Origin of the sequence: Nocardiopsis baichengensis YIM 90130 (genome assembly GCF_000341205.1) — a bacterium.
Lineage (GTDB): Bacteria > Actinomycetota > Actinomycetes > Streptosporangiales > Streptosporangiaceae > Nocardiopsis_A > Nocardiopsis_A halophila.
Window position 1 is genome coordinate 469,857 of the sequence record NZ_ANAS01000004.1, and the last position, 25,144, is coordinate 495,000.

A 25,144-nucleotide genomic window follows, 5' to 3' on the forward strand; every position below is an offset into this window, starting at 1 on the left:
GCGGCACACCGAGGTTCCCGGGGCCTGCCCTCAGCGGTCGGCGACGGCCGCGCCGATCGCACCGACCAGGCGTTCGAGGATCGGCCGCGGGGTGGCGAAGTTCAGGCGCACCCACCCGCGCCCCGCCTCACCGCACTCGGCTCCGTCCACGACGGCGACGCCCGCGTGCTCACGGAGCCACCCGGCCGGGTCGTCGTCGGGCACCAGGCCGCCCAGGTCGATCCAGGCCAGGTAGGTCCCCTCGGGAGGCCGGTAGGCGGCGCCGGGCAGGTGCTCGGCCAGCAGGTCGCCCAGGGCGCGCCGGTTGCCGTCCAGGTAGTCCAGGACCTCGGCCAGCCACGGCGCGCCGTGGCGGTAGGCGGCGGTGTTGGCCGCCATGCCGAGGACACTGGCGCCGTGGAGGGTGAACGGCTCCATGCGCTCCACCGTCTCCGCGTCGGCGTCGTTGGTGACCATCAGTTGCGCGCACTTGAGGCCGGGGATGTTCCAGGCCTTGGAGGCGGATGTGGCGGTGATGCTGTGCCCGGCGGCGGTGGGACCGGTCGAGGCGTAGGGGACGTGCTCGTGCCCCGGGTAGGTGAGCGGTGCGTGCACTTCGTCCGCGAACACGCGCCCGCCGTGCCGGTCGACGACGTCGGCGACCGCCTCCAGCTCCCGACGGGTGAACACTCGGCCCAGGGGGTTGTGCGGATTGCACAGGACCAGCAGGTCTCCCCCGCTCTCGAAGGCCTCGGCGAGGGCGCAGGGGTCGAGGGCCCAGCCGTCTCCGCCACGCCGCATGGGGACCTGGACGATGTCGCGCCCCAAGCGCGCGGGAATCGTCAGGAAGGGCATGTAGCACGGCGTGGGAAGGATGATCGGGCTCCCCTGCCGGGAGAAGTGGGTGACGGCGATCTCGAAGGCGCGCAGCACGTCGGGCACCGTGTGGATCCGCTCGGCGGGGGCGCTCCAGCCGTAGGCCTTGTCGTACCAGTCCCGGCAGGCCTCGGCCAGCTCGGCGGCGGCTCCCGGGGGCGGGTAGCCGAAGGCGGCGCCCTCGACCGAGGAACGCAGCGCCTGGAGGACCGGTTCCGCGGTCCCGAAGTCCGTTTCGGCGACGAACGCGCCCAGGACGCCGTCACCGAAGCGCGACCACTTCAGCGTCCCCTTCGCCCGCAGCTCTTCGGCCGTCAGTGCATCGAACTCCTCGGCCAGGCCCATGCGCCGCCCCTTCCCTCGTCTCCCTCGTCCCGGTCCGCCGCACCACGTCCTCCGCGATGCGTTCCCGCCCGGCGGGGGCGCACCCTCGGCGGTCCCGCCGACGGCACGCGTCCGCCCGTCGGGCCGCGCCCGCCGAGCCCTCTCCACGCCGCCCCTTCCCGGTCTTCCCCGCCACGGGGCGCTCTCCCCCACCGCCGCAGGTCCTGCCCCCGGTGGCCGCACCCGGCCATCTATTGCGTATTACGAAACTGATTGCGCTATACCCAACCGTGTTCGAGAATGTTGGTGCAGGATCCCAGTCCTACGTCGGGTTCCTCGTTCCGCGCCTCCTGCGGGAGACCGTGCCCCGGCGGGACGGGGGCCTTGAGGGGTGATGTCGTTGCCAATCCCGACCGACCTGGAGATCGCCCGCGGCGCCGAGCTGGAGCCGCTGTCGAGCATCGCCGACAGGATGGGGCTTCCGCCGGAGCTGCTGGAGCCCTACGGCGACCACGTGGCCAAGATCCGCCTGTCCGCGCTGGACGCGCTCAGCGAACGCCCCCGCGCCCGCTACGTCGTCGTGACCGCGGTGACGCCCACACCTCTGGGCGAGGGGAAGACCACCACCACGGTCGGACTCGGCGACGGCCTCAACCGCATCGGCCACCGCGCCTCCATCGCGATCCGCCAGCCCTCGATGGGACCCGTGTTCGGCATCAAGGGCGGGGCGGCCGGCGGCGGCTACAGCCAAGTGGTGCCGATGGAACGCCTCAACCTGCACCTGACCGGCGACATCCACGCGGTCGGCGCCGCGCACAACCTGCTGGCCGCCCTCGTGGACAACCACCTCTTCCGCGACAACTCCCTGGACATCGACCCGCACGACGTCTCCTGGCGGCGCGTGGTCGACATCAACGACCGCTCCCTGCGCTCGGTGGTCACCGGTCTGGGCGGCCGACTGGACGGGGTGCCCCGCCAGACCGGCTTCGACATCACCGCCGCCTCCGAGGTCATGGCGCTGCTGTCGCTGTCGTCGTCCGCGCGCGACATGCGCGCCCGCCTGGGGCGCATCATCGTCGCGGGCAACAGGGCCGGCAAGCCGGTGACCGCCGAGCAGCTGGGCGGTGCCGGGGCGATGGCCGCCGTTCTGCGCGAGGCGATCAAGCCGAACCTGCTCCAGACCCTGGAGCACACCCCGGTGCTGGTGCACACGGGCCCGTTCGGCAACATCGCCACCGGCAACTCCTCGGTCATCGCCGACCTGGTCGGCCTGCGCTGCGGAGACTTCCTGGTGACCGAGGCCGGGTTCGGGGCCGACATGGGCGCCGAGCGCTTCTTCAACATCAAGTGCCGTGTCTCGGGCGAGGCCCCCGACGCGGCGGTGGTGGTCGCCACGGTGCGCGCGTTGAAGGCGCACTCCGGGCGGCACGCGGTCGCCGCCGGGCGTCCGCTGCCCGAGGGGATGCTGGAGGAGAGCACCGACGACGTGCGGGCCGGCGCGGCCAACCTCGTCAAGCAGATCGAGAACTGCCGCCTGCACGGCGTCTCGCCGGTGGTGGCGGTCAACGCCTTCCCCACCGACCACGCCTCGGAGCTGGAGGAGGTGCGCCGGATCGCCGCCGAGGCGGGGGCGCGCAGCGCGGTGTGCACCAATGTCGCCGACGGCGGGAGCGGCGCCGAGGACCTGGCGCGGGCCGTGGCCGAGGCCGCGGACGAGGAGTCCCGCTACGCGCCGCTGTACCCGCAGGACGCGGCCATCCGCGACAAGGTCGAGGCGGTGGCGCGCCAGGTCTACGGCGCCGACGGAGTGGAGTTCTCCGAGACCGCCGAGCGCCAGGTGCGCGCCTGTGAACGCGGCGGCCTGGGCGGGCTTCCGGTCTGCATCGCCAAGACGCACCTGTCCCTGTCGTCGGATCCGGCACTGCGCGGAGCCCCCACGGGCTGGACACTTCCGGTCCGCGAAGTCCGGCCCGCGGCGGGGGCGGGATACGTCTACCTGATCTGCGGGACGATGCAGACGATGCCGGGCCTGGGCAGTGCGCCCGCCGCCTACGGCATCGACCTGGACGACGACGGAGAGATCACCGGCCTGTTCTGACCAGGGCGGGAATCGGTCCCGGTCTCCAGAGCGGCCCTCCCGGTGCCGGGAGGGCGGAGCGGCGGGGGCGGCGGGTGCCGCCCCCGCGGTGCCTTTCCCGGGGCCCGGGTCAGGCCGGGACGGTACCGGTCTCCCGCTCCCAGACCCTGTGTCCGGCCAGCAGGGTCGACAGCGCACGCGTGAGTTCCGCCGGGTCCTTGCCGCGGTGCGTGGCGACCCCCTGGTCCACCACGACGCCGTCGGCCGACGGCTCCGCCATGCCCAAGTCGGGCAGAGCCGCACGGGAGAGCACGTCCACCCCTTCGTTCAGCGCGGCGACCGGCTTGTGGTGCTTGAACGCCTCGGCGATGAAGTGGAGGGTGAGGCCGTCGGCCGACAGACGCGCCGCGGACTCGGGCCCGCCCGGCACCGCCACCGCGTCGTAGAGCACCGAGGCGACGGTGCTCATGGCCCGGTCCGCCTCCAACCGTGCCCCGTCGGCGGTGCGCACGGGCCCGTCGTGCGGCGCCAGCACCTCGGCGTGGGCCCCGCCGTCGGCCATCGCGCCGCGCAGCGCCTCGACGTCGGCGCCCTGGACGCCGTCCGCGGCCAGGAGCGCCACCGTGCGCCCGGTGATCTCGTTCATCGCGGTGCGCGCCTGGCTCAGGGTCGGCGACGACCGCCGGGGGCCGGGCTCCCCCTCCCCCTCGGGCGGGTCCGCCCCGATCCCCTCGGCGACCTGGCGGGCCAGCCCGCGGTCGACGTTGACCAGGTGCTCGACGACGCGCTCGCGCACCTGCAGCGAGTCGCACTTGCCGAGTTCGAACCGGAAGGCCTCGACGAGGTGGTCGCGCTCCCAGGACGCGAGGCTGTTGTAGAACAGGGCGGCCTGGCTGTAGTGGTCCTGGAAGCTCTCGCTGCGCTTGCGGATCTTCGCGCCGTCGACCCGCTCCTGGTGGTGGCGGAACGGCTCAGTGCCCAACGCAGGGCAGCCCCCGCCCAGCGAGTTGGCGGCGTAGCTGGTCGTCCCCGTGTGGACGCGGTGCTGGCCGTAGCCGTCCCGCTGGTTGTTCGTGACCTCGGCCACCGGGCGGTTCACCGGGAGCTGCTGGAAGTTGGGCCCGCCCAGTCGGATCAGCTGGGTGTCCAGGTAGGAGAAGTTGCGGGCCTGGAGCAGCGGGTCGTTGGTGAAATCGATCCCCCGCACCACGTTCGCGGTGTGGAAGGCGATCTGCTCGGTCTCGGCGAAGAAGTTGTCCGGGTTGCGGTCCAGCACCATCCGGCCCACCGGGGTGACCGGGACCTCCTCCTCCGGCACGATCTTGGTGGGATCGAGCAGGTCGACGTCGAAGGAGTGCTCGTCGCTCTCCGGGATCAGCTGCATGCCCAGCTCGAACTCGGGGTACTGGCCGCTCTCGATCGCCTCCCACAGGTCGCGGCGGTTGAAGTCGGGGTCCTTGCCCGCGATGCGCTGGGCCTCGTCCCACACGAGCGAGTGCGTGCCCAGGCGCGGCGTCCAGTGGAACTTGACGAGGGTTCCCCGCCCCTCGGCGTTCACCAGCCGGAAGGTGTGCACGCCGAAGCCCTGCATGGTGCGGTAGCTGCGCGGGATCGCGCGGTCCGACATCAGCCACATGATCATGTGGAAGGTCTCGGGCTGGAGGCCGACGAAGTCCCACAGTGTGTCGTGCGCCGACTGGGCCTGGGGGATCTCGTTGTGCGGCTCGGGCTTGACCGCGTGCACGAAATCAGGGAATTTGATGCCGTCCTGAATGAAGAAGACGGGCATGTTGTTCCCGACGAGGTCGTAGTTGCCCTCCCGGGTGTAGAACTTGGTGGCGAAGCCCCGGACGTCGCGCACGGTGTCGGCGGAGCCGCGCGACCCGGCGACCGTGGAGAAGCGGACGAAGACCGGCGTCTTGAGCGACGGGTCGCACAGGAAGTCCGCGCACGTGTGGTCCGCGAGGGACTCGTACACCTGGAAGTGGCCGTAGGCCCCCGCTCCCCGGGCGTGCACCACCCGCTCGGGGATCCGCTCATGGTCGAAGTGGGTCAGCTTCTCCCGGAAATGGAAGTCCTCCAGGAGCGTCGGGCCGCGCTCGCCCACACTCAGCGAGTTGTCCGTGTCGTCCACCCTGACCCCGGTGTCGGTGGTCAGCGCCCCCTCAGGATCGACGCGGGCGTCGTCCAGCCGACGGTCCTTCTCGTCCCTGCCGGAGTCCTCCCTTTCCCCAGTGCGTCGTTCCGGGTTCTCGGGCATTGTGAAATCCTCCCGCTCGGTCTTCGGATGGCATCCGCCTCATGGGGTCGGCCGTCCGCCGACCGCCCGGAGGGCGATCGGCGGACGCCCTTGATCGGCGTCGGGCCGTCGACGCCTCTCCCCCTCCCAGGGGCATATCAGCGGGCGCCGGAGAGCTCGCTCCGGGCGATCTGCTCGATCAGGCGGTCGCAGAACGCGGTCAGGTCGCCCGGGTCGCGGCTGGTGGTGACGCCGCGGTCGGTGACGACCTCCTCGTCGACCACTTTCGCCCCGGCGTTCCGCAGGTCGGTGCGGATGCTGGGGTAGGAGGTCACGGTCCGGTCCCGCGCCACGCCGGCCTCGGCGAGGATCCACGGCCCGTGGCAGATCGCCCCGATCGGCCGCCCGGAGTCGGCGAAGGCCCGGACGAAATCGACCGCCTCGGCGACGATGCGCAGCCGGTCCGGGTTGATGGTCCCGCCGGGAACGACGAGCCCGTCGAAGGCGGCCGGGTCCGCCTCACCCACCTTGCGGTCCACGGCGAAGGTGTCGGCGGGTTCGATGTCGCCGTTCATCGCCTGGATCGGCCCGGGGACGACGGACACCAGCTCGACCCGGGCCCCGGCCCCCTGCAGGGCGCCGCGGGGCCGCTCCAGCTCGACCTGCTCGACGCCGTCGGCGGCGAGCAGGGCCACCGTGCGCCCTTCCAGTTCACCGGCCATGACGGTTCCCCCTCCTCGTCTGTCGTGGCTCGTCCGCTCCGGCTACCCCGGCGTGCGGCGACCATGCGTACGGGAGTCGGGCGCGCCGCGCCCTCAGGGGCGGGGCTCGGCGCCGGCAGAGGCGGAAGGGGCGGCAGGGCCGACGGGGGCGGTGGGAGACCGTTGCGCCGCCGGGGCCCGGGGCCTAGTGTCGCCTCTGCCCCTGCCCCCTCGCGCATCGGGAGGTCCCTTGCGCAGCAGGTCCTTGGCCGTGACCGTTCCGGCGGCGGCGTTGATGGCCACCCCCGTCCTCCCCTTCCTCAGAACGGGCGGCCTCTGGTTCGGGCTTCCGCCGATGCTGGTGTGGGTCGTCCTGTGGTGCCTGGCGGTGACGCCCGTGCTGCTCTTCGTGGAGCGGGGCGCCGACCGCGAGGAGGGCGGGGCATGAGCACCACGCTCGCCATCGCCCTGGCTGGGATGGCCGCGATCGCCGCCTGCGGGATGCTCGGCCGGCGCCGCCCCTCGGGGGACCTCGCCGACTGGACCGTGGGCGGGCGCAACTTCGGCGCCGCCACGGTGTGGTTCCTCCAGGCCGGGGAGATCTTCACCGCCTTCACCTTCCTCGGGCTGGTGGGCCTGGTCTTCACCGGGGGCGTCGCCGCGCTCTACGTCGTGCCCTACCTGGCGGTCGGCTACATCCTGCTGTTCTTCGTCGGCCCCCGCATCTGGCGGCTGGGCCGGGAACGCGGCTACCTGACCCAGGGCGACTTCCTCGCCGACCGCTACGGCAGCCGCGTCCTGGGGGCGGTGTCGGCGGTCTTCGCCCTGCTCTTCCTCTTCCCCTACCTGCAACTCCAGATCACCGGCCTGGGACTGGTGCTGGAGCTGGTGACGGGGGACGCCGCGTCCGGCGCGGTGAGCATGGCGGCCGGAACGGTGCTGGTGGTCGTGTTCGTGCTGTGGGCCGGGGTCCGCGGCGTCGTCACCACCGCCTACTTCAAGGACGCCGTCACCCTGGTGGTCATCACGGCGCTGGCGGTGGTGGTCCCGATCCACTACGCGGGCGGCCTGGGGAACGTGTTCGAGCGGGTGGCCTCCGAGCGGCCCGAGCTGTTGACCCTGCAGGTCGAAGGGGCCGGACCGGTGTGGTTCTTCACCAGCGCGCTGGTGAGCGTGCTGGGGTTCGGCCTGATGGGGCTGCCCTTCCTGTGGAACAGCGTGCTGAGTGCGGGGAGCGCGCGGGCGCTGCGCCGCAACTACGCGTTCCTCCCCCTGTTCACCCTGGTGGTCGCCTTCCCGGTGACGCTGGGATTCACCGCCGTGCTCGTGCTGTCCCAGGACACCGAGCCCAATGGTTCGCTGCTCACCCTGGTGCGCGAAATGCTCCCCGACCCGCTCGTGGGGGTCGTGGCGGTCGCTGCCCTGACCGCGTCGATGGTTCCGGCGGCGAGCATGGCGATCGGAGTCTCGACCCTGGTCGCGCGCAATGTGGCACCCGTGCGCTCGCCCCGGACGCAGTTCTGGGTCAACCATGCCACGGTGGTCGCCGCCTGCCTCGCGGCGCTGACGCTGGCGCTGCTCAGGCCGGACCTGCTCGCCAACCTGATCCTGCTGACGTACGCGGGGCTGGTGCAGATCACACCGGCCATCGCGCTCGCCCTGTGGCGGAGGCGGCCGGTGCACCCCGCGGTGGTCCTGGCCGGGACGACGGCCGGGGTGGCGGCGACGCTGGCGCTGTCCACGCTCCACGGGGCGGCGATCGCCGGTGTGAACGCCGGCCTGTACGGGCTGGGGCTGAACCTGGCGGTCGTCGGCATCGGCGCTCTCACCGAGCGCGCGGCGGTGCGCCGGGGTGCCCGGGACGGGTCCGCAGGAGGGGCCCGTGAACCCGGAGAGGAGCCCGAGTCCGCCCCGTCCGGGTGAGGTGTCCGCGACCGGGCGCCCTGGAAACGGGTGGGCCGGGTGGGCGGAGGAGAACCTCCGCCCACCCGGCCGATGCAACCCTTACCGCCTCTTTGCCCAGCGGCAACCGATTCATGCGCGTTCATGAAGATTGTTTTCGCCGGTGCCCGGGGGGCCGTGGACCGGGGTCGGGAACGACTCCCCTTCCGGACGCGCCGTTCCGCGGGTGCGGGGGCCGCTCCGGTCGGCGTCAGGAGGCCCGGCCGCCCTACCCGACCACCTCGGCCAGCCTCCGGCCCAGCCCGCCCCGGCCCCGGTGGACCGCCGCCATCGCCCGCGCCTCCGCCCGCGCGTCGCCCCCCTCCCCGAGCGCCCCCATGACCTCCAGGTAGCCGTCCAGCGCACGGACGGCCTCCTCCTCCAGCGGTTCGGCCACACCGCGCCGGAAGGCCGCGGACCCCAGCCCGTCGGCGGCGGGCCCCGTCCACAGCGCCAGCGCGTCGCGCAGGTCCGAGGCGGCGCCCCGCAGGTCGCCGCGGTCGGCGCCGCGCCGCGCGCGGCGGACCAGGGCCCGGAAGGCCGACAGGTCGAGCCGGTCGGCGTCGAGCTCGGCGCGGTAGCCGCCGGGGGTGGTGCTGATCAGGCCGGGGCAGTCCGCGTGCCGCGCCAGCGCGCCGCGCAGCCGGGCGACGTAGGTGTACACGGCCGCCTCGGGGTGTTCCGGCCCTCCTCCGCTGAGGATGTAGGGCACCAGTGCGCTCGCGGGCAGGCTCGCCCCGGACCGGGCCAGGAGGGCGGCGAGCAGGGTGCGCTGCTTGCCGCCCGGCAGCGGGACGGGGCGCGTCCCGCGCTGGGCCCGGACCGGGCCGAGGATCCGGAAGGCGGTCGTGTCGTGCGCGGCCTCCCCGTAGGGGAAGGGGCCCGGGGGGCGGGCGGGGGCTGGCCTCAATGTCGCGGTCCGTCTCCGTCGGTCCGCCTCCGCGGAGCGCGGACGGTCGCCGCGCCCGGCACCGGGGGCGCGTTTCATCACAACGGGCGATTGTGATCTTACCCTCTGCGATTCGAGGAGGACAGGGGCGCCCCGGCCGGAAACGGCCGCGCGCCGCCCGGGCTCATCCCAGGCACACCGCCGCCTTCAGCCGCTCGCGGACCGGCGCCAGGTGCGGGTGGGTCTGGGCGCCCGCGCGCTGCACCAGGAAGCCGGTGTTGATCGGCGGGTCCTCGGGCTCCAGAAGCGCCACCAGCGCACCCGAGGACAGTTCGCGCGTGCACAGGTACCGCGGCAGGACGCTCACCCCGGCCCCGGCGGCGACCGCGGCGGCCACGCCCCGCAGATCGGGGACGGTGAGCGCGGGGGTCGCGGTCAGCCGCTCGCCGAAGACGTGCCGCCAGTAGCGGCGCAGGATGGGCAGGTCCTCGGCGTAGGACACCAGCGGGACCCCCACGAGGGCGGTGGGCCCCTCGGCGGCCAGGCGGCCCGGGTCCAGCCGCTCGGCCCAGGCCGGGGAGGCCACCAGGACGAAGTCCTCGTCGGCGAGCGGCTCGGCCGCCAGGGTGCGCCCGCGCGGCCGCACCGAGGAGACCACCAGGTCCAGCCGACCCGCGCGCAGGCCGGCCAGCAGGTCGTCGGCCAGGCCGGTCGCCACCCGCAGGCGCACCCCCTGGCCGATGAGGGGGGCCAGCGCCGGCAGGCCGGTGGTGCACAGCATCTCGGCGGGGCCGCCCAGGTGCAGCGGGGGCACCGGGGCAGGCGCGTCGGAGGCGCCGCCGGCGACCGCCTCCAGGGCGTCCATCGGCCCGGCCAGGCGCCCGGCCAGGTCGTCGGCGACGGGGGTGGGCGCCACCCCCCGGGGCAGGCGCTCGAACAGTCGGCGGCCCATCGCCGTTTCGAGGGCCTTGACCTGCGCGGTGGCGGTGGGCTGGGAGAGCCCCGCCAGGCGTGCCCCCGCCGTCAGGGAGCCCGCGCGGTAGACCGCCAGGAAGGTGCGCAGCTGGTCGAGGTCGAGGCGGCCATAAGGATTCCGATCGCTCACTCTGCGGAGTCTATGGGCGGCGTGATCTCTCCCGCGCCAAGGGCCCGTGCCCCTCGGTACGACTCCCTCTCGCCAAGGCGCCGGCGTCGCCCGCACCACGAGCGCCCGTGCGGGGCCGGAGTCGCTTGAGGGGACCGCCTCCTAGAGGTGCACGCTCCTCTTCCCTCGTACACCCTGCGATGTAGAGCGATTGCACCGCGCAGCCCGAGGTGCCGGAACGCGTGCCCTCTCTAGGCTCACTGGCCGTAAGCCGCCGCAGAACCGCGGTGGTGCTCGGAACGGAGCGTCGGGAGGACGACGGTGAGCGATCGAACTGCGCAGGGCGCCCGGGGACGGTTGGGAGTTCCGATGCTCGGGGTCATCGGACTCGCCCTGCTCGGTGTCCCACGGGTCATCGCCCATGACCTGGAGGTCGTGGGGCCGGCGGCCAACGCCTTGCTCGTGTGGGCGCCGCTCACCGTCTGGGTGGTGGTGGCGCTGTGGAGGCGGGTTCCCAACCCTCTGCTCACCCTGCTGGCGGTGGGGGTGGCGTACGGCGTGCTGCTGGGCGTGACGCACCAGGTGTTGTGGGCCTGGGCGTTCGATACACCGCCGGCGCTCGGCGGCAACCTGCAGGGCGTCCTTCCGCCCGCGGTGGAGGCGTTGGTGGTGCGGGGGTTCTCGTTGGTGAGCAGCCTTGCGGTGGGAACCCTCGTGGGAACGGGGTGCGGCGTGGTGGCGTGGCTGGTCAGCCGGGCCGTCCCGGGGTATCCGCGCACCGCCGCCTGACGGGCGCTCCGCCCGGGCACGGGTGCGGACGGGCACCGACGGGGCGGGAGCAAGGGCGGCCCCGGTACGCTCCGCGCACGTGTGCGCGGGCCGCAGGCGTGCCGCGGCCGCTCACGCACGTGCGCGGACCGACTACTCTTGGTGCACCCCGCTCGAGCCATGTCCCCGCCCCCGACGCGCCCGGAGAGCCCCGTGTCCACCACCGCCCTGTCCCGTGCCCACGCCGCCTGCTACGCCCCGGCGGACTGGCGGCCGGCCGTGGCCGCCGTCCCGCGCAGCCCCTTCAGCGCGCGGCCGCTGTGGTCCGCCGAGCCCACGGACCCGGACCCCGCCATGGCGACCCTGCTCACGGTGCTGGACAGCGCCGGCATCCGCCCCGGCATGCGGGTCCTGCACGTGGGCTGCGCCAGCGGCTACGCCACCGCCCTGATCTGCCACCGGACCGGCGACGCCGACCTGGTCACCGCGACCTCGGCCGACCCCGCCGAGGCGGCCGCGGCGCGCTGGCGGCTGGCGCAGGCGGGCTACCCCGCCCGCGTGGTCATCGCCCGTCCCGACCAGGGCCATGCGCGGTGCGGCCCCTACGACCGGATCGTGTGCACCGACCCGATCGGCCCGCCCCCGGCCGCCTGGCGGGAGCAGCTCGCGCCCGGAGGGCGGGTGGCGCTGCCGCCGCGGATGTGAGGCGCTCCCGCCCGGGGCCGGCGGCGCGGGCGCCGTGACGCACCGCCCTCCGGCCCCGGGCCCGCCGCGGGCCCACCCGTCAGCGGGGCCCACCGTGCGAGCGGCGGGCGCGCTCGAAGGCGCACCGGGCGCCCAGCCACGCCGAGGCGGGCGCGGGGCGCACCGTGCACACCGCCTCCACCGGGGACCCGGCCACCAGTCTGCGCCCGGTCGACGGGTCGACGCGCAGGCGGTCGGCGATCCGCTGCCAGGTGCCGTCGGCGCACCAGCGCCGGTACCACTCGGCCGCCGCCTCCCCTTCCGCGGTACTCCCGCCCAATTCGTGCCAGGGGCATCCGGTGCGCAGGCGTTCCAGCACCGCCTCGACCACGCGGCGCATGCCGCCCGGTCCTTCCCTCTCTCCGGCGCCGACGGGCATCAGCGGCGCCAGCAACGACCATTCGGTTTCGGTGATTCGGTCACGTACGGCCACGCCTCACCAGCCTGCCACTCGCGGCCCGGCCGCGCCACCGCCCCGGCGGGGTGCCCCCGGACGTGCCGGGACGCCGCCCCCGCCGGGCGCGGAGCGGCGTTCCGGTCACACCTCAGACCTCCTTGTGGCTCATCCACATCAGCACGGCCGCGGTGACCACCCCGTACAGCAGGTGGCCGGCCAGGCTCGTCCACGCCTGCTCGCCGAACGCGAACACCGGCATGCCGAGCATGGCCGGCATGAGGGCCAGTCCCCCCGCCACCCACCAGAACAGGCCGTAGGCCGCGCCCGCGGCCAGCACGGGCCAGGGGCGGTCGGCGACGGCGCCCGCGATCAGGCCGAAGACCAGGCCGAATCCGGCGGAGATCACCAGGTGCACCGCGCCGCCGGCGATGGCGTTCTCGGTGCCCACCAGCATGCCGACCGCCGGGAGCATGCCCGCGGCGGCCATGAGGACGCCGAAGACGACACCGCCTGCCAGGCCGGAGACCAGGCCTCTCCAGGCGTGCACGAGCGCGTGCGAACGCGCGTGGGCGATCGTGGACATGGCATCCACCTCCCCGTGGGGACCGCGCGCCCGCACGGCCGCCCCGCGGGGCGCGGGGTCCTCTTCCACTTCTGGTCCCCATTCTCCTCCCCGCCCGCCGTTCGGTCATCACGGATCGGGCGCCGTTCGGCAACGGAACGCCCTGGTGTCCGGGACGGGCGGGGAGCCGGGGCGGTTCCCGGGCAGGGCGCTCGGGACGGCCGCCGGTCTCAGCCGGTCACCGGCGTGAGCGCGTACCGGGACAGGATCGGGTTGATCGGCAGGAAGAAGCTCGTTCCACCGGTGGAGCAGTTGCCCGAGGCCACCAGCAGGAGGCCCTGGAGCTGGCCGTCGCTGTAGAAGGCGCCGCCCGTGTCGCCGGGTTCGGCGCAGAGGCTGGTCCGGGTGGCGTTGTAGACGTGTCCCTGCGGGGTCCGCACCGTCTGGTTCTTGGCCACGATGGTGCCGCACCGCCAGCCGGTGGTCGGGCCGGGTCGGCACACGGAGGCGCCGACGGGCGCCTCGACCGTGCCGCGGACGGTGGCGTTCGCGCCGCCGCCGGTCCGGATGGAGGAGGTGGGCCTCCAGCCGTCGTCGGCTTCGACGAGCAGCACACCGCTCTCAGGGGAGCTCCAGGCCACGGTGCCGGTGCCGCCGTCATGGCCGCGCACCCGGTCGCCCTCTCGCCCGCAGTGGGCGTTGGCCAGGAACCCGGCCGTGACGACCGCGCCGATGGTGCAGCGGCCCGGGTAGGCGTCGTTGAAGAAGGGGTCGCCGGCGACGATGTCGGCCTGGGCCGCCTGAGCGGACCGCGCCGGGACGGGAGGTCCGGCGTCGGCGGCGGCCGGAGCCGCGGTGGCGGCGGTGACGAGGGCCGCGGCCACGGCGGCGCCGAGGGCGGCTGCCGCGCGCAGCGGCCGGATGAGCCGTCGGGAGGGTCTTCTTCCAGGGCGGGCGCTGGGGGACATGGCGTTCCTCGCGGTGTGGGGAGGACGGTGGGGCGGAAGCCGGCGGGCGCTCCGCCCGGGAGGGCGCGGCACGCCGGTCGGCGCGGCGCCGTGGCCACCGGGACGGCGGGTCAGTGGCGACGATAGGCCGATGCGCTGCTCCTGCCCAGACCCACGGGGAGGACGGTGCCAGCCCCGGGAGCGGTGGAGCCCTCCGCACCCGGGCACGTCTTACCCGGCAGCCGAGGAGCCGTTCAGGGGCTCCCGGAAACCCGCGGCGCCTCTCCCGGCGCGGCGCGGAACGAGGGCGTCTGACGTCCTCTGGAGCGTTGCCAGGGTTTCGTATCCCGGCCCGCGGACGTCGGTGACCGGCTCCCCGCGTTCGCGTCCGGCAGGACGCCTGAGCCAGCGCGCCGATACGGGACTCGGGGGCTCAGGCGGCTCTCCGCCGTCCGAACGGACACGGAGCATACTCGGAGGGACGCCGTGCGCCGGGCGCTTCAGCGCCCCTGAGCGCGGTAGGCGATGGGAGTGCAGGTCAACGGTTGTCCGGGGCGGGCCACGGGCACGGTCTCCATGTGGAACCGATGCTGGCGCGCACCGTGCAGTCCCTCCCCGAGGGGCCGCACCTGGTGTACGAGCCGAAGTGGGACGGGTTCCGCGCCCTGGCCTCGACCGGGCCGGTCCGCCTCCACTCGCGCCGGGGGCGCCGCCTCGACACGCGCTGGCCCGAAGTGGCCGCCGCGTTGGACGCCCAGATGCCCGACGGACTCCTCCTCGACGGCGAGATCGTCCGGTGGGCGGACGGCCGCCTGGACTTCGCGGCGCTCCAGCGGCGCAACCGCGCCTCCTCTCGTTCGGCGCGGCGCCTGGCCGCCGAGGAACCCTGCCACCTGGTCGTCTTCGACCTGCTGCACGAGGGCGGGACCGATCTGACCCGGCGCGCGCTGCGCCACCGCCGCGCCCGGCTGGAACGGCTCTTCGGCGGGGTGGACGACCCGCACCTCGTGCTGGGCTGGCAGACCGGCGACCCGGCGACCGCGCGCGAATGGTTCGACGGCCTGGCCGACGCGGGGATTGAAGGGCTGGTCGCCAAGGACGACCGGCGCTCCTACCGGCCCGGGCGGCGCGGGTGGGACAAGTACAAGCGGGTCACGACGACGGAGGCGGTGGTCGGGGGCGTGGTGGGCCGACCGGACCGCCCGTGGGCCCTCATCCTCGGGCGCCGCGATCCCGGGTCGGGGGCGCTGCGGCCCGTGGGCCGGACCCACGATCTCGACGAGGCCCAGCGGGAGGGGCTGGACGGGCTGCTGTCCAAGGCCGGCGACGACCACCCCTGGCCCCGCACGCTGGGGCCGGCCTGGGGCCGGGAGACGCGCCAGCCCTACACCAGGGTCGAGCCGGACCTGGTGGTGGAGGTGGAGCCGGACGCGTCGGTCGCCGGAGGCAAATGGCGGCACCTGGTGCGCTACCTCCGTCCGCGCCCGGACCTGTCGCCGGGCGAGGTGCCCGAGGGGCTGGCGATCGACGCGGAGGAGCCCGGCTGAGGAGCACCCGCGGTCCGGGCCGCCGGGCCGGGATCCAGAGCCGGGACGAGAGCGGCCTCAGCGCGCCGCCCGGGCGGAGGTGTTCCTGGCCTCTTCGACCGCCTCGGCCAGCTGGTCCCTGCTCATCTTGGAACGGCCTTGGACGCCCAGCTCCCCGGCCTCCTTGAGGAGCTCCTTCTTCGTCGCCCCCTTCGGGGAGGACGGTGCGCCGTCCGCCTCGGACTCGTTTCCGCGTCGCGGCTTCGGCGCCCGCGCGCCCTTGGATCCGTTCCCGCCGCTCCCCTTGCCCCCGTTCGCGCGGGTCTGCCTGCGCTCCTTGAGGCTCTTGCGCAGCGCGTCGGTGAGCTCGACGACGGTGGACTCCTCTTGCGGCTCCTCTTCCTGGTAGGTGATGGTGCGGCCCTTGCTCTTGGCCTCGATCAGCTCCTCAAGGCGCCGCTCGTAGTCGTCGCTGTAGTCGGACGGCTCCCAGTCGGTCGCCATCGCCTCCACGAGCTGTTCGGCCAGTCCCAGATCCGAGTCGCTCAGCTCGGCCTCGGCGACCGGCGGCATCACGTCCCAGGGGTCGCGGACCTCGTCCGGCCACCACAGGGTCGAGGCCGAGAGCACCCCCTGCTGCGGGCCCACCAGGACCAGGTGCTCGCGGTCGCGCATGATGAACGTGGCCAGGCCGAGCCGCTCGGTACGCTCCAGGGCCGCGCACAGCAGCCGGTAGGGCTTGGCCGACGCGCGCTCCCGGGGGCTCACGAAGTAGGTCGCCGAGTACCAGAGCGGGTCGACCTGCCTCTCGGGAACGAACCCGCGGATCTCCATGGCCCGTGAGCGCGCGGGGAGGATCGATTCCAGGTCCTCCGCCTCCAGCACCACGTAGTCCTCGCCGTCGTCCTCGTCCACGCGGGCGCCGCGGACGATGTCGTCCTTGGGCACCTCCTCGCCGGTCCGCTCGTTGACCCGCTTGTAGCGGATGCGGTCCGAGGTCCCCCGCTGGAACTGGTGCATGACCGGCCCGTGCCTCTCGCGCGCGCTGTACAGCCGTACCGAAAGCGACACCATGCCGAACGTCAGGGTGCCGGTCCATACCGGATTGACCACCGCAGCCACCCCCTCACCGCCATGATCACCCCTACCGGGTAAAGCACGGCTCCCCTCGGGTCAAGGGCACGGGAACCGCGCCGGGGGGCCGCAGCGTCGCAATGGCGTGAGTGACGAGATGAGACCGGCGCACGGCCGGCACCGCCGCCACGCCGGCGAGGGCGCTCCGGGAGCGGACTTCGCCGACGCCCTTCTGGAGGCCTTCGCCCGCGAGCGGATCGAGGCCGAACACCTCCCTCCCACCGGGGTCCGCACCGCGCTCCCCGGGGGCGGCACCACCGACCTGGACTTCGCCGACGCCTTCCGGGAGGCGGCGGCCATGCCTCCCGCCGACCTGCCGGGCTTCGCCGCGGGCGTGGTGCGCGGCCTCATGCGCGGCTTCCGCCGCCGCGGCGTCCCGCTGGGCACGCACTACCCGCTGCCCGCGGACGACGCGGCCGGCCACGCCGTGCTCCGGGCCTTGGAGGGGCACGGGTTCTCCCCGGTGTTCCTGGACCCGGACACGATCGGCCTCAAGGCTCCGGACGGCACGGCCGGCAAGTTCGACGCGCGGGGCTACCGCTCCGCGGTCGAAGGGCGCCTGCCCGAAGAGGTCGAGGCGCTCGCGGCGGACTTCGCCCGGGACTGCGCGCAGGAGCATGCGCGGATGTCCGAGCAGGAGCGGGGACGCCCCCCGGCGCAGCCGGCGGGCGGGGCGGACCCGGGGTCCCTGCGCATCCGGCTCCACGCGGAGGAGACGCTGGCCAGGGAACTGACCGAGGAGATGCGCGCGAGCCTGGTGACGCGCCCGCTGGCGCCGGGCCTGTGGGAGACCGTCGCCGTCGACGGGCCCGACTCGGTGCAGATGCTGACGCGGGCCGCGCTCCAGCGGACGGGGACCTCCCCCGAGCAGGCGTTCCGCACGGCCGTGGACAACTCCCTGGGCGAGCCCGCGGAGGTCTCCCGGCACGAGGGGCCGGGCGGCATCCCGCTCGTGCACATCGGGGGCGACCACCTCTTCATGGCCGCGCACGTCCACGCGCTCGACCGCGCGCTGGGAGGGGCCCCGCCGTCGGGGGCGCTGGTCGCCCTGCCGGTGCCGCAGGTGGTCATCGCCCACCCGATCGACGGGCACCATCCGATCGCGGCGCTGGAGACCGTGCAGGAGGTGGCGGCCCGGTTCGCCGAGGGGGACAAGCCCATCACCGGGCAGGTCTACTGGTGGCGCCCAGGAGGAGGCCTGGACGGGCGGCCGGACCTGCGTCCGGTACGGGTGGACGTCGACCACGCGGCCAAGAGCATCGCCCTGTACGCCGACGACGACTTCCACCAGGTCGTGAGCGCCTTCACGGTCCCGTGACAACTCCGGGCGGACCCGGCACGCGACAGCGGGGGCCTGGGGCGAAGGGGGCGCGGCTCAGTGCCAGCCGATGCCCAGGACGCCCCCGCCCATTCCCTGCTCGGCGATGTGGACGGAACCGCAGGGAGCCGGGTCGAGTTCTCCCTCGACGACCTCGGGGGCGCCCGGGCCCGACTGGGAGAAGCGGAAACAGCGCGCCGGCAGGGCGTCCGGGTCGAAGCGGACGTCGAGGACGTAGGTCTGCGCGGGATAGCGGAACGCGCGGCGGAAGTCCCTGCTGACGGTGGCGTCGGTGATGGCGAAGGCGTATTCGACGAGATGGGTCTGTCCTGCCCTCAGCGCCCGGTCGAACAACAGCTCGACGGCGACCAGCGGCTCGCGCGGGTGGCGCCGCACCCGCCCGACCGTGCAGCCTTCGACCGCCAGCGGCCGTATCGCCGCGGGAGGGACCCCGGGCTCGCCGCTGTAGACGGCCGTGCAGCGGTCGGGGCCGTCGTCCAGCGCGCGCAGCACCATCCGGGTGCCGAGTCTGCGGATGGCCTGGTCGGCCCCTACGCGAACGGTGTCCATCTGGCAGAACGCCCGCAGTGACGACTCGAACAGCGCCGATTCGTAGGAGGCGCCGTACGGCTCGGGGACGATGGGCGCGCAGGGCGCCGGCGCTCCCGGCGGGGAGGGCGGCTCCGCCCGGCGCGCCCAGCGCCCTCGCGGGCGGGGCGGGCCCAGGAGCGAGCGCAGCGCTCCGTCGGGCAGGCGCAGGATCTCCTCGATCGCGCACAGTGCCCGCAGGGACTCCGGACGCTCAGGGCGGCTCCGCCCCTGCCTCCAGTAGCTCAGCGCTGTGAGACTGACCCGCACGCCGCGACGGTCGATGCGCCGCTGCAGGCCCTCGAGTGTCAACCCGCTGTCCTCGACCACGGCGCGCAGCGCCTCGTGGAAGGGGCCGGTGCTGAGCAGGCTCCTGGTCTCCTCGCTCACCGGCTCCGGCAGCCTTGCGCGGGCGATCGGCCCATTCCCGTCGGCCACGGCCACCTCCGTGCGCTCCGGCCCGTTCCGGGACGCCACATCTCTTACCACGCGTCCCCGGCGCGGGCCACGGCCCCCGTACCCCGGTACGGGCCGGAGCACGGGCCGGGACACCAGAGGCCTCAGGGACGCCGGAGCCGTCCTCGCAGGGCCGACGGGGTCGTGGCGGGGGTCTTCAGACGCGCGCCCGGTCCTGCTCGGCGGCGTCCAGGCCCGCCTCGATCACCGCGCGCATGATGCGCGAGATGCGCCGCTCCCCCAGACGGGGCGCGCGGCGGGCCATGGCGGCGACCAGGCCGCGCTCACGGTCGGTGTCGCGGCCGGCGAAGCCGCCGACCGGCTTGAGGCTCTGGACCTGTGCGGCCAGAAGCGCGCGCCGCTCCAGCAGCTCGGCAAGCTGGGCGTCCACCTGGTCGATGCGCCCGCGCAGCTCCTGGACCTCGGAGGCACTGCCGTTCCTGGCGCCGTTCTCGGGGGTCATCGTCGCTGATTCCTTTCGGCCTGGGGCGGCCGACCGCCCACCTGGCCAAAGGGGAGCCGACCGCTGGAAAAAGAAAAAGAGCGGAAGGCGTCGCCTTCTCGCTCTCAGCCGGCTCGGGACCCGTCGACCGCTCTGCTCACGCTCCAGCGGCCGGCCGCTCCCGGGCCGGCTCGATAAACGTGAAATAGCGGTGCGTCTGGCAGGTCACGAGGGTGAGTGTACCGCAAGCGCGCGGCACGGGACGTCCCCGGCCGCCGGGCGGCGCCTGTGCGACACACGCCCGGGCGCCCGGACAGGCGGAGGCACCGCGGCTACGGTGGCCCCATGGCTTCCCTGGATGATGCACGCGTGCGCGACTTCCTCATGGAGGGCACCCGCACGGCGAAGATCGCCTTCACGGCCTCGGACGGCCGTCCCCTCGTGGCCCCGGTCTGGTTCATCGTCGAGGACGGGGAGATCGTCTTCAACACCGGTGGGACCAGTGCCAAGGGCCGGTACCTGTCGCGGGATCCGCGCCTGGCACTGAGCGTCGACCTCGAGCGGCCCCCGTACGCGTTCGTCCAGGTGCAAGGGCGCGCCTCGGTCTCCGAGGACCCCGATGAGCTGCTGCGCACCGCGACCGCGATCGCCGCGCGCTACATGGGGCCGGACCGCGCCGAGGAGTTCGGCCGCCGCAACGGGGTCCCCGGAGAGCTCGTGGTGCGCGTGCGCCCGGAACGCGTGATCACGCAGTTCGACGCCACGGACTGACGGCCCGACGGGGCGGGCCGAAAGCGGCACCGGCCTCACTCCTGCCGCGCGGAAGCCTCGACCGCGGCGGCGCACGCCCCTCCCGGGGCCGGGGGGCCGGTGTCGGCGGGGTACTCCAGGAGCAGCACCGAGACCACCGGGCCGCCGACGGTCTCGTACATGTGCGGCCGGTCGGCGGGGAAGCAGACGTAATCGCCGGGGTTCAGCTCGTAGGGGGCGTCCGGCGGGCCGACCCGCAGCACCCCTTCGGTGACGACCACGTGCTCGCGGCCGGGGTGGCCCGTCGAGCACTGCCGCTCCCCCGGGCGGACGCGCTGGTCGTACAGCTCCAGGACGCGCGCGGTGACGTCCATCCGGCGCAGCATGCGCAGGTCGACGGCGTTGCCGCCGAGGACCTCCAGGCCGTCCGAGCGCACCAGCACCACCTCGGGGTCCTCGCACTCGGTCAGCAGCGAGGAGACCGGCACCTTCAAGGCGTTCGACAAGCTGAACACCGTCTCGATGGTGGGGTTGCCCGAGCCGGACTCCACCTGGGACAGCGTCCCCTTGGCGATCCCGGACCTGCGCGCCAGCTCCGACAGCGTGAGCGCCGACCGCTCGCGCAGCGCCCGCAGATTGGCGGCCAGCACCCGGCCGCCCCGTTCCTGCTCCACGGCACCTCCTCGGCTCGGTCCCCAGGAGGGTACCGGGAGGGCCCTGGGAGCGGCCGCCCCCGAAAATTCGGTGTACGGGCTACACCGTTTCGTCTATGCTGTACACCGAAAGAGCGGCGGACCCGAGGAGGACGGCATGGCGAACGTGGACGGCACCACCGGCGTCACGGTGCGGACCTACCGCGAGCAGGACCGGTCCCGGCTGCGCGGGGTACTCGCGCGCAGCGGCGAGGGCGACCCGGCGGCGACGTCGGTCTTCGGCGAGCACGACCCGGCGGTGTGGCTGGACCGCTACGCGGACGGCGATCCCGGCTCCTTCTTCGTGGCCGAGGAGGACGGCGAGCTGCTGGGCTACCTCACGGGGTGCCTGGACACCTCGGCCCTTCCCTCGGACTCGGAGTGCTTCGAACGCCTGCTCCGCACGGAGCGGCTGTTCCTGCGCCCCGAGACCGCGCTGTTCCTGGGGCGGATGGCCTTCGACTCGATCGTCGGTCGCGGAAAGGAGACCGCCAAGGAGTTCGACGACCCGCGGTGGCCTTCGCACCTGCACATCCGCCTGGTCCCCGAAGCGCGCGGCAAGGGCATCGGCTCCGCCCTCATGCGGCGATGGCAGGAGCGCCTGCGCGAAGAAGGATCGCCGGGGTGCTTCCTCCAGGCGATGTCAGAGAACACGGGGGCCATCGCCTTCTTCGAACGAATGGGATTCGAACACCACGGACCGCCCCGCATCATCTCCGGCTTCCGAGGCCGAAACGGCGAACGCCTGCACCTACAGACGATGGTCTGGAGCCCGTGACTCGCCCCCAGGCCCGAGTGAAGGTCGCCCGGTCGTCTGCCCGGAGAACCGAACCCGTACGACGATCAGGTTCACCGGTCTCGGAGACGGACCACCGGACATCATCGACACCGTCCCGCAGCACGCCTAAGGGGTCCACTCCGACCTCGGAACCGGCCTCCCCTGATGAGCAGTGACTCCCCGGCACCACCGACGGATCGAGGCCTTCTCTCCGGCCCGGATTTCGAGAGAGAGGGGCGAGGTCGTCGGCGTCCCGGTCGCGAAGGCGGCGACCTCCCTTCCAGCCACTCGGAGAAGACACAAGGACCCCGCCGAAGAAGCAACACAGGTTCAGCTCACCCGCCGGTGCGCCGCCGTATCCGCCGCCCATGGGCAAGGACGCACCACCCATCGAGGAGTGAGGCGGGGCCGAGCCGGAGTGGGCCTCCGGCAGGTGTCGGAGGCCCGCTGCGGGCCCGAGCGGTGGCGGGGCTGTGGGCGACTGGGAGCGCGGTCCCTCGGGGCAGGACGGCACCCACATGGTCCGCAGCGCGGGGGCGTGCCCCGGGTCAGAAGCGTCCGGGATCGGAGGCCGGCTCCGAGGCGTGGTCCTCGTCGCCGACGTCGCCGACGGAACCGGAGTCGGGGCCGTCACTGCTCCCGTTCCTGTCGCGGCGGTCCGCCTCGTGATCGACGCCCTGGTCGGAGACGCGGTCGTGCTCAGAGCCGGAGGGGTCCGCGTCGCGGACGTCCACTTCGTGAACGGCCGGCTCCTCAAGGGCGGAGTCACCGTACAGGTCCGAGGAGGCGTCGAAGGCATGGGCGAACCCCGTGCCCAGGTCGTGCTCCCTGCGCAGCCGGAGCGCGCTGGCGGTGTAGCCGTTGGACTGGAGGAAGACGGCGAAGCGCTGGAGGAACCCCTCGTACTCCTCGTCGTCCTCCCAGTCCTCGGAGACGGCCCCGGCCACCGCCGTCCAGCGGTCGGGGTCCTCGTCCCGCCTGGCGGCGGCGGAGGCGCGCTCGGTGAACTCGGGGACCGGCCCGGCCGCGCCTCCTCCGGGGCTCCTCGGCCGGACGCCGGACGGCATGGCCCCGGAAGGTCCGGACGGTTCCGTCCCCCGGCCCACCCCCCCGGAGCGCACGGCCCCGGCGAGGACGTCGTCCCCCTCGGCCGCCTCCATCAGCTCCTGGTAGACCTCGGGCAGCGGACGTCCGGTGGCGGCGGAGGACAGGCGGGCCAGTGTGCCGATGCGCTCGGCGGCCTCGTCCACGCGCGCGGGGTCGCGCGCGAGCCACCACAGCAGGGCCGAGCCGGGATCGGAGAAGACCTCCTTGCTCAGGTAGTCGCGCTCCAGGCGCTCGGCGGCGCGCTCCTCCTCACGGATGGCCTCGCGCTTGCGCAGATCGCTCAGGCGCACCAGGCGCTCCTCGTCCTCGGGGGACAGCTCCAGGCGCACCTCCTCGGCCCAGACCTGTCCGATCCCGGGGTGGGAGCCGGGTTCGGGGCCGAGCGCGGCGGCCAGCCGGAACTGCGCGGTCTCGACGTCCTCGGGGCGCTCGCCCGCGGCGAACTCGCGGGCACGCCGCTCGACCGCGCAGACCGCGGCCCCCTCCGCCCCTTCGGGCGGCCCGGTCTCCCGCCAGCACACCGCCGCGGAGAAAAGGAACGGGTAGTCCTTGCGCGCACTGGGCAGCCGCATCCGCAGGACCTGCCTGCGCCTATGGGCCGCGGCGGCCTCGGCCCGCGCGCGCTCGGCACCGGCGCCGCGCCGTCCCGCGGAGCCGCCGGCCAGGACCGCCGTCAGCACCAGGGCCGTGAAGAGGGCGAAGAGCCCCGCCGCCAGGGCCGTCTGCCCGGTGTCGGGCGGCCAGCCGGGAACGCCCCAGCGCTCGACGGCCCACCAGGTGAGGCAGGCCAGCGCCGCGGCGAGGGCGGCCGCGGCCAGGAGCGCGGTGAGGACGCGGCCGTTCCTGCTCATCTGCGGTTCGGGCGCCGTTCCACCACGCGGCGGTGCGGGCGCCCTCCTCCTTCCTGCGGAAGCCGTGCGCGCCGCACGCCGCTCATGCGCCGGGGGCGCGGCCGTGCGGGGCGGAGCTCCGCCCGGTCATCGGGCGGACGGTGATCATGCCTGAGCGGCACGCTACTCCCTCCACGCCCGCCCCACGGCCGTTTCCCGCCCCACGCACCCCACATCACCCCGCCTGTGGCCGGATCCGGCCAGATTCGGGCGTTTCGGTGCGGGACCGGGTCCGGCCGTGAACCCGGTCCCGCCCCGGGCCCGTGGACCCGGCGGCCCTGGGTCCACGGGCGGGCCCTCACCCGCGGGGGTCGGGACGCAGGGTGTAGTCGGGGAAGTTGCCCGGCAGGCGCTCGCCCTCGGGGCCACGGGTGACGGCGCGCACGAGCAGGTCGCCGCCGACGAAGGCGCCGCGCCAGGAGGCGCCCCAGCCGCCGAAGAGCTCGTCGCGGTCACCGCGCGAGCGGGGCCGGTTCACCCCGACCTTGAACGCCCGCACCTGGGCGGCGATGCGCTCGGCCGCCTCCGGGTCGTCGCAGGACAGGCTGGCCACCAGCGAGCCGTTGCTGGCGTTGAGCGCCGCCAGCAGCTCGGCCTCGGTGTCGACCAGGACCACGGTGTCCACCGGCCCGAAGGGCTCGGCGTGGAACAGCGGCGAGGAGCGCGGCGGCTCCAGCAGCGCCACCGGCGCCATGTAGGCGTCGGCGTCCTGGCCCGGGAGCAGCGCCGCCTCGTCGAGGCCGCCCCGGTACAGCGGGACCGCTCCCCCTGCGACCGCGTCGTCGACCTGATCCGCCAGGTCCTTGGCCTTGGCCGCGGTGATGAGCGGCCCGAAGTCCAGCTCGGGCAGGTCGTCGCCCGGATCGGCCACGGCCAGCGGGTGGCCGAAGCGCACCGCCCGGGCCGCAGGCAGGTAGGCCTCCAGGAACCGGTCGAAGAGGGAGCGCTGCACGACGAAACGGGGGTAGGCCGTGCACCGCTGCTTGGCGTAGTCGAAGGTCTTGCGGATCTGCCCGGAGAGCGTCTCCCAGTCGCCGAACTCCCACACGCCCCAGCAGTTCAGCCCCTCCTGCTCCAGGATGTGCCGCCGCCCGAGGTCGGCCACCGCGGTGGCGACCTGGCCGCCCGCGTCTCGGCCGCCCACGAAGGACACGCAGCCGACCTCCCGGCCGCGCACCAGGGCCGGCGACAGGTCCCGTCCGGCACCGCTGACCAGGGTGAGGGGCAGGCCTTCGCGAACGGCCAGGGCCACGGCCAGCGTCAGGCACACCAGGCCGCCGTCGGTGGGGGTCTTGGCGATCGCGGCGTTGCCCGCCAGCGCCTGCACCGCCATGGCGTGGGCCAGCACGCTCATCGGGTAGTTCCAACTGGCGATGTTGGAGACCGGGCCCGGGAGCGGGGCGCGGCCCTCCAGCATCCCCTCGATCCGCTCGCCGTACCAGCGCACGCCCTCGATGGCGCGGTCCACGTCCTGCAGCGCCAGCCGCCACGGCTTGCCGATCTCCCAGACCAGTGCCAGCGCCAGGGTCTCGCGGTGCGCGCTCCAGGCGTCCAGGGCGGCGCGCACGCGGGCGCGGCGCTCGGACAGCGGGGTGTCCGCCCAGGCCCGGTGCTCGTCGGCGGCGGCCCGGACGGCCTCCTCGGCCGTGGCCGCGTCCAGCATGGGGAGCGCGGCGAGCTCGCCGCCGTCCACCGGGGAGAAGAAGGGGCGCGGGGTGCCGCCCGTCCTCCAGGCCCCGCCCCACCGGTTGAGCGCCCCGGCGGGGCCGAAGGCCTCCGGTGCCGCCTCGCGGCACCGGGAGTGGACGGCGTCCCACTCGGTCCCGGGCTTGAGGATCGGTCCTCTCACAGGACGGCCCTCCCCACTGCGGCCTCGCGCACATGGGCCGCCGTCTCGCTGGGGGTCTTGCCGACCTTCACGCCGGCCGCCTCCAG

Annotated in this window: 23 protein-coding genes; 9 read left to right on the top strand and 14 right to left on the bottom strand. The window is 74.3% G+C overall.

What is annotated here, in order from left to right; all coding sequences use genetic code 11:
- Nucleotides 1–30: 30 nt before the first annotated feature.
- A complete protein-coding gene (locus tag C892_RS0103430; protein WP_017556074.1) occupies nt 31–1,200 on the bottom strand; it encodes a MalY/PatB family protein in 1,170 nt (389 codons plus the stop codon).
- Nucleotides 1,201–1,573: 373 nt separating this feature from the next.
- Between C892_RS0103430 and C892_RS0103435 the strand changes: the two genes are divergently transcribed.
- Nucleotides 1,574–3,277: a formate--tetrahydrofolate ligase gene (locus C892_RS0103435; RefSeq protein WP_017556075.1), complete on the top strand. Its 1,704-nt coding sequence runs from the start codon at nt 1,574–1,576 to the stop codon at nt 3,275–3,277.
- 109 nt (nt 3,278–3,386) lie between these two features.
- On the opposite strand, the gene C892_RS0103440 is transcribed toward C892_RS0103435, so the two are convergent.
- Both C892_RS0103440 and C892_RS0103445 read right to left on the bottom strand, forming a co-directional pair.
- On the bottom strand, nt 3,387–5,516 hold the full coding sequence (locus C892_RS0103440; protein ID WP_017556076.1) for a catalase: 2,130 nt from the start codon (nt 5,514–5,516) through the stop codon (nt 3,387–3,389).
- 137 nt (nt 5,517–5,653) lie between these two features.
- On the bottom strand, nt 5,654–6,217 hold the full coding sequence (locus C892_RS0103445) for a type 1 glutamine amidotransferase domain-containing protein (protein ID WP_017556077.1): 564 nt from the start codon (nt 6,215–6,217) through the stop codon (nt 5,654–5,656).
- A gap of 229 nt (nt 6,218–6,446) precedes the next feature.
- Here C892_RS0103445 and C892_RS0103450 point away from each other — a divergent pair, with 229 nt between their 5' ends.
- Complete coding sequence (locus C892_RS0103450) at nt 6,447–6,644, top strand: hypothetical protein (protein WP_017556078.1); 198 nt, start codon at nt 6,447–6,449, stop codon at nt 6,642–6,644.
- On the top strand, nt 6,641–8,119 hold the full coding sequence (locus C892_RS0103455) for a sodium:solute symporter family protein (RefSeq protein ID WP_017556079.1): 1,479 nt from the start codon (nt 6,641–6,643) through the stop codon (nt 8,117–8,119). The genes C892_RS0103450 and C892_RS0103455 overlap by 4 nt, the downstream gene beginning before the upstream one ends.
- Nucleotides 8,120–8,366: 247 nt before the next feature.
- Here the strand turns inward: C892_RS0103455 and C892_RS0103460 are convergent, their stop codons facing one another.
- Together C892_RS0103460 and C892_RS0103465 are read right to left on the bottom strand one after the other, a co-directional pair.
- Nucleotides 8,367–9,047, bottom strand: a complete 681-nt coding sequence (locus C892_RS0103460) for an AfsR/SARP family transcriptional regulator (protein WP_017556080.1) — start codon at nt 9,045–9,047, stop codon at nt 8,367–8,369.
- 163 nt (nt 9,048–9,210) lie between these two features.
- Nucleotides 9,211–10,131: a LysR family transcriptional regulator gene (locus C892_RS0103465; protein WP_017556081.1), complete on the bottom strand. Its 921-nt coding sequence runs from the start codon at nt 10,129–10,131 to the stop codon at nt 9,211–9,213.
- Between the two features lie 348 nt (nt 10,132–10,479).
- Here C892_RS0103465 and C892_RS0103470 point away from each other — a divergent pair, with 348 nt between their 5' ends.
- Entirely contained in the window at nt 10,480–10,899 is a 420-nt protein-coding gene (locus C892_RS0103470) for a hypothetical protein (protein WP_017556082.1), read from the top strand.
- A 192-nt stretch (nt 10,900–11,091) separates the two neighbouring features.
- Nucleotides 11,092–11,583 carry a protein-L-isoaspartate O-methyltransferase family protein gene (locus tag C892_RS0103475; protein WP_017556083.1) on the top strand — a complete coding sequence of 164 codons (492 nt, stop codon included), beginning with the start codon at nt 11,092–11,094 and terminating at the stop codon, nt 11,581–11,583.
- 79 nt (nt 11,584–11,662) lie between these two features.
- On the opposite strand, the gene C892_RS0103480 is transcribed toward C892_RS0103475, so the two are convergent.
- From C892_RS0103480 to C892_RS28510, 3 genes are all read right to left on the bottom strand, one after another.
- Nucleotides 11,663–12,055 (bottom strand): transposase, encoded by a 393-nt coding sequence (locus C892_RS0103480; RefSeq protein WP_275041805.1) that lies wholly within the window; start codon nt 12,053–12,055, stop codon nt 11,663–11,665.
- 112 nt (nt 12,056–12,167) lie between these two features.
- Nucleotides 12,168–12,602 (bottom strand): hypothetical protein, encoded by a 435-nt coding sequence (locus C892_RS0103485; RefSeq protein ID WP_026124117.1) that lies wholly within the window; start codon nt 12,600–12,602, stop codon nt 12,168–12,170.
- Between the two features lie 209 nt (nt 12,603–12,811).
- Nucleotides 12,812–13,549 carry a S1 family peptidase gene (locus C892_RS28510; RefSeq protein WP_017556085.1) on the bottom strand — a complete coding sequence of 246 codons (738 nt, stop codon included), beginning with the start codon at nt 13,547–13,549 and terminating at the stop codon, nt 12,812–12,814.
- 566 nt (nt 13,550–14,115) lie between these two features.
- Between C892_RS28510 and C892_RS0103500 the strand changes: the two genes are divergently transcribed.
- The gene (locus tag C892_RS0103500) at nt 14,116–15,075 is read left to right on the top strand and encodes an ATP-dependent DNA ligase (RefSeq protein WP_017556086.1); all 960 of its coding nucleotides are present in this window, start codon (nt 14,116–14,118) and stop codon (nt 15,073–15,075) included.
- Nucleotides 15,076–15,132: 57 nt separating this feature from the next.
- Here the strand turns inward: C892_RS0103500 and ku are convergent, their stop codons facing one another.
- Entirely contained in the window at nt 15,133–16,167 is a 1,035-nt protein-coding gene (ku, locus tag C892_RS0103505) for a non-homologous end joining protein Ku (RefSeq protein WP_017556087.1), read from the bottom strand.
- Between the two features lie 106 nt (nt 16,168–16,273).
- Here ku and C892_RS0103510 point away from each other — a divergent pair, with 106 nt between their 5' ends.
- On the top strand, nt 16,274–17,506 hold the full coding sequence (locus C892_RS0103510) for a hypothetical protein (protein WP_239647245.1): 1,233 nt from the start codon (nt 16,274–16,276) through the stop codon (nt 17,504–17,506).
- Between the two features lie 57 nt (nt 17,507–17,563).
- Here the strand turns inward: C892_RS0103510 and C892_RS0103515 are convergent, their stop codons facing one another.
- On the bottom strand, nt 17,564–18,532 hold the full coding sequence (locus tag C892_RS0103515; RefSeq protein ID WP_239647246.1) for a hypothetical protein: 969 nt from the start codon (nt 18,530–18,532) through the stop codon (nt 17,564–17,566).
- Between the two features lie 175 nt (nt 18,533–18,707).
- Nucleotides 18,708–19,013, bottom strand: coding sequence for a chorismate mutase (locus tag C892_RS0103520; protein WP_017556090.1), 306 nt, complete (start codon nt 19,011–19,013; stop codon nt 18,708–18,710).
- 324 nt (nt 19,014–19,337) lie between these two features.
- Here C892_RS0103520 and C892_RS0103525 point away from each other — a divergent pair, with 324 nt between their 5' ends.
- Nucleotides 19,338–19,763, top strand: coding sequence for a PPOX class F420-dependent oxidoreductase (locus C892_RS0103525; RefSeq protein WP_017537942.1), 426 nt, complete (start codon nt 19,338–19,340; stop codon nt 19,761–19,763).
- A 35-nt stretch (nt 19,764–19,798) separates the two neighbouring features.
- Here the strand turns inward: C892_RS0103525 and C892_RS0103530 are convergent, their stop codons facing one another.
- Nucleotides 19,799–20,416 carry a helix-turn-helix domain-containing protein gene (locus C892_RS0103530; RefSeq protein ID WP_017556092.1) on the bottom strand — a complete coding sequence of 206 codons (618 nt, stop codon included), beginning with the start codon at nt 20,414–20,416 and terminating at the stop codon, nt 19,799–19,801.
- 136 nt (nt 20,417–20,552) lie between these two features.
- Between C892_RS0103530 and C892_RS0103535 the strand changes: the two genes are divergently transcribed.
- Nucleotides 20,553–21,212, top strand: a complete 660-nt coding sequence (locus C892_RS0103535; protein ID WP_017556093.1) for a GNAT family N-acetyltransferase — start codon at nt 20,553–20,555, stop codon at nt 21,210–21,212.
- 548 nt (nt 21,213–21,760) lie between these two features.
- On the opposite strand, the gene C892_RS0103540 is transcribed toward C892_RS0103535, so the two are convergent.
- Nucleotides 21,761–23,170, bottom strand: a complete 1,410-nt coding sequence (locus C892_RS0103540) for a hypothetical protein (protein WP_026124119.1) — start codon at nt 23,168–23,170, stop codon at nt 21,761–21,763.
- 337 nt (nt 23,171–23,507) lie between these two features.
- On the bottom strand, nt 23,508–25,058 hold the full coding sequence (locus C892_RS0103545; RefSeq protein WP_017556094.1) for an aldehyde dehydrogenase family protein: 1,551 nt from the start codon (nt 25,056–25,058) through the stop codon (nt 23,508–23,510).
- Nucleotides 25,059–25,144: the final 86 nt, after the last annotated feature.